This window comes from Thermoflexus sp. (assembly GCF_025055495.1).
GTDB lineage: Bacteria > Chloroflexota > Anaerolineae > Thermoflexales > Thermoflexaceae > Thermoflexus.
This window is the reverse complement of sequence record NZ_JANWXB010000092.1, coordinates 1-3,349: the sequence shown is the minus strand read 5'-3', so window position 1 is coordinate 3,349 and position 3,349 is coordinate 1. Positions and strand designations below refer to the sequence as shown.

Here is a 3,349-nt window from a genome sequence, read left to right as displayed (position 1 = left end):
CTTATTTTTATCCTCCAAGGTGGGGGGGGTTTTTGTGGGGGGGGGGGCCCGCCCCCCGCCCCCCCCCCAGCCCCAAAAAGATTTTTTCTCCCCCCTCCTCAGAGACCCTAACGCTCATAATACATCATAAAAATCTCCTCCAATGATGGCCGCTCCACCTCCAGATCCCGAACCGGGAGAGCCGCCAGCGCTTTGATCAGAGGATCCATATCGCCTTCCACCTGAAGGAGCAGGGCGGTCTGATCTTCGCGTTCAAGGACGCGCACGCCGGGAAGCCGGGAGAGGGGATCGGAATCCACGGGAGCCTTCAAATGAACCCGCACCCGGCGCACCGAGCGCTGCAGCAGGACGGCGATCTCCGCCACCTCTACGATCACGCCCTGGCGGATGATGGCGACCCGATCCGCCACCGCCTCCACTTCGCTGAGGATATGCGAGGAGAAAAAGACCGTCGCGCCCTCCGCCTGGGCCTCCCGCAGCAACCGGAGGACCTCGCGCTGCATCAGCGGATCCAGGCCCAGGGTGGGCTCATCGAGCAGCAACAACTCCGGCCGGTGCATCAACGCCTGGATCACCCCGACCTTCTGCTTATTCCCCTTGGAGAGGTTCCGGATCCGCTGATGGAGGTCCAGGTCCAGCCGTTCCGCGAGGCGGCGGACGAAAGACCAATCGGCGCGTCCCCTTCGAAGGGCGTTGAACAGGTGCAACGCCTCTTCGACCGTAAGGTTTTCATCCAGGTAGAGCTCCCCCGGGAGATAGCCAGTGCGCGCTCGCACCGTCACCGGGTCTTTTTGCGGATCCAGCCCCAGGATCCGGATCGTCCCTCCATCCGGGCGGATCAGATCCAGCATGCAACGGATGGTGGTGGTCTTGCCCGCCCCGTTGGGGCCCAGGAATCCGAAGATCTCTCCCCGCTGCACCGCCAGATCCACCCCCCGCAGGGCGCGGACTCGCCCGTAGGATTTCGTCAGGCCATGGATCTCAATGGCCAGCATCTGGGACATGGGTTCTCCCTCGCGGCTGGATTTTGAGCGCTCTTTTGAATCCTCACGATCCCTGCTGGGGATTCTGGATTTGCCCCTCTCCCTCACCCCCAAATCCTAAGTTTACAACCTCTTTGCCCTTGCCCCCCTTCTTGCGGCTCGAAGAATCGTTGTCATTCACCCGGAAATGCTCCTCTGAGCTAAAATGATTCGGGCTCGGCCTGTTACCGCTGCTGGATCCTCCAGCTCCCGAAGGGCCTCTCCCTGATCGGGCAAGCCGTTAGCGAGCCTAATTCGCAAGCCAATAGGAGCTGCGCCGCTTGCTTCCTCGGGAAGTCTTTTCCCTCCTTCCCCACGGCCCAAGGGCCATGGGGAAGGAGGATATAGGGGGTGGGGCCATTCCACCTCGTCCGACCGGCTCCCAACGGCGTAACTCCTATATAAACTGCAGTCATCCATGGCATGGGGTATGACCGATGCGGCGCTTTTTCGGCGCGTTCATCCCGATCCGCGTCGCCCTAACCGGGGCGGACGTCGCGATCCTGTTGCTGCTGATCGCCATCCTGGTGCTGGGGATGACCCTGGCCGTCCGGGCGCCGGCCGCCATCTCCGGGCCGGCAATCCAGCTGGCCCCGGAGGTCCTTCCTTACTACGCGGTTCGTTCCCTCTTGCGCATGGCAGCCGCTTATGCGCTGTCTCTTCTATTTTCGCTCACGGTGGGATACATGGCAGCCACTTATCGCTGGGCCGGGGCCGTGATCCTTCCGGTGCTGGATGTTTTACAGTCCGTCCCCATCCTCTCGTTCCTCCCGGTGGTCGCCCTCTCTCTCACCGCGATCCTGCCCGAGGATGTCGCCGTCGAGCTCGCTTCCATTGTTTTGATTTTCACCAGCCAGGTCTGGAACATGACCTTCAGCTTCTACCAATCGATGATCACCATCCCAGCAGATCTCCGAGAGGTCGCTCAGATCTTCCGCCTGAACCCCTGGCTGCGTTTCCGGCATCTGGAGCTCGCCCATGCGGCCATCCCTCTGATCTGGAACAGCATGATGAGCTGGGCTGGCGGGTGGTTCTTCCTGATGGCCGCGGAGACCTTCACCGTCGGCGCCAGGGACTTCCGGTTGATCGGCCTGGGGACTTATCTTCAAGTCGCGGCGGAACAGGGGGATCTACAGGCCCTGATCTGGGGGCTGGGGACTCTGATCGGGGTCATCGTGGGGATGGATCAGCTGCTCTGGCGCCCATTGCTGGCCTGGGCGGATAAATTCCGGTTGGAGATGGTGGAGAGCGACGAGGCGCCCTCCTCCTGGCTTTACGACCTGTGGCAGCGAGCCGCGCTGTCCGAGTGGTTCACCGAGCGGATCTGGAATCCCCTGTTGGAGCGGGTGGACGCCGCCCTGGGGCGCCTGAGCGCGCAACTCGTCGCCCGTCCGGCCTTGAACCCGATCCCGGCCCGGGTTTTCCTGCTCCCGCTGGTCGTGATCGCTGGGATTGGATTCATTTACGGAGCCTATATGGCGTTCCGTCTACTGAGCGCCCTTCCGCCATCCAGCGCGCCCGTGCTTGGGCTGGCGACCCTCGCTTCCATGGCCCGCGTTCTCGTCGCCCAACTCATCGCCATGGCCTGGACGGTTCCCCTGGGAGTGGCCGTTGGGATGAATCGACCGCTGGCCGCGCGGGTCCAGCCGCTCATCCAGGTTGTCGCCTCCATCCCGGCGACCGCGCTCTTCCCTGTGATTTTGCTTTTCCTGCTCCGTGTCCCGATGGGGATCGAGCTGGCGGCAGTTGCCCTCATGCTCATGGGGACTCAATGGTATGTCCTCTTCAACATCATCGCCGGCGCCTCCGCCCTTCCCCGCGATCTGGTCTTCACCACCGAGATCCTGGGGATCCGGGGCCTGGAACGATGGCGGGTGCTGATCATGCCGGCCATCTTTCCCTATCTCATCACCGGCCTGATCACGGCCAGCGGGGGGGCGTGGAACGCGACGATCGTGGCGGAGTATGTCGAGTTCGCCGGGCAGACCCACATGACGTTGGGTCTGGGGGCGCTGATCGCCCAGGCGACCGGGCATGGGGACTATCCGATGCTGCTGGCTGCCACCCTGACGATGATCCTGACGGTGGTCACGTTCAACCGCCTGGTCTGGCGACGCCTTTATGCGCTGGCCGCGGAGCGCTTCCGAATGGATTAAGCCTTGCTTCGGCGATCCGCCAACGGTTTTGGGGCTGGGGCGCTGCCTTTGGCGGCGCCCCAGCCCCAAAAACGTTGGCGGATCCCCGAAGCAAGGCATAATACATTCCGAAGCGCGCCGCCCCCAGCGCAAAAAGGCGTCGCCAGACCAGGCGGTTGAACGTGACCACCG

2 protein-coding genes are annotated in these 3,349 nt (G+C 63.1%); one reads left to right on the top strand and one right to left on the bottom strand.

Going from position 1 to position 3,349, the window contains the following annotated elements; all coding sequences use genetic code 11:
- Positions 1 to 107 precede the first annotated feature (107 nt).
- Positions 108 to 1,004, bottom strand: a complete 897-nt coding sequence (locus NZM16_RS03200; protein WP_295478502.1) for an ABC transporter ATP-binding protein — start codon at positions 1,002 to 1,004, stop codon at positions 108 to 110.
- 455 nt (positions 1,005 to 1,459) lie between these two features.
- Between NZM16_RS03200 and NZM16_RS03195 the strand changes: the two genes are divergently transcribed.
- Complete coding sequence (locus NZM16_RS03195; protein ID WP_295478499.1) at positions 1,460 to 3,178, top strand: ABC transporter permease subunit; 1,719 nt, start codon at positions 1,460 to 1,462, stop codon at positions 3,176 to 3,178.
- The last annotated feature ends 171 nt before the right edge of the window (positions 3,179 to 3,349 follow it).

Bases quoted from the DNA above. Each gene is read 5' to 3' on its own strand.
- NZM16_RS03195 (WP_295478499.1), top strand. From the start codon at position 1,460: ATGCGGCGCTTTTTCGGCGCGTTCATCCCGATCCGCGTCGCCCTAACC.
- NZM16_RS03200 (WP_295478502.1), bottom strand. From the start codon at position 1,004: ATGTCCCAGATGCTGGCCATTGAGATCCATGGCCTGACGAAATCCTAC.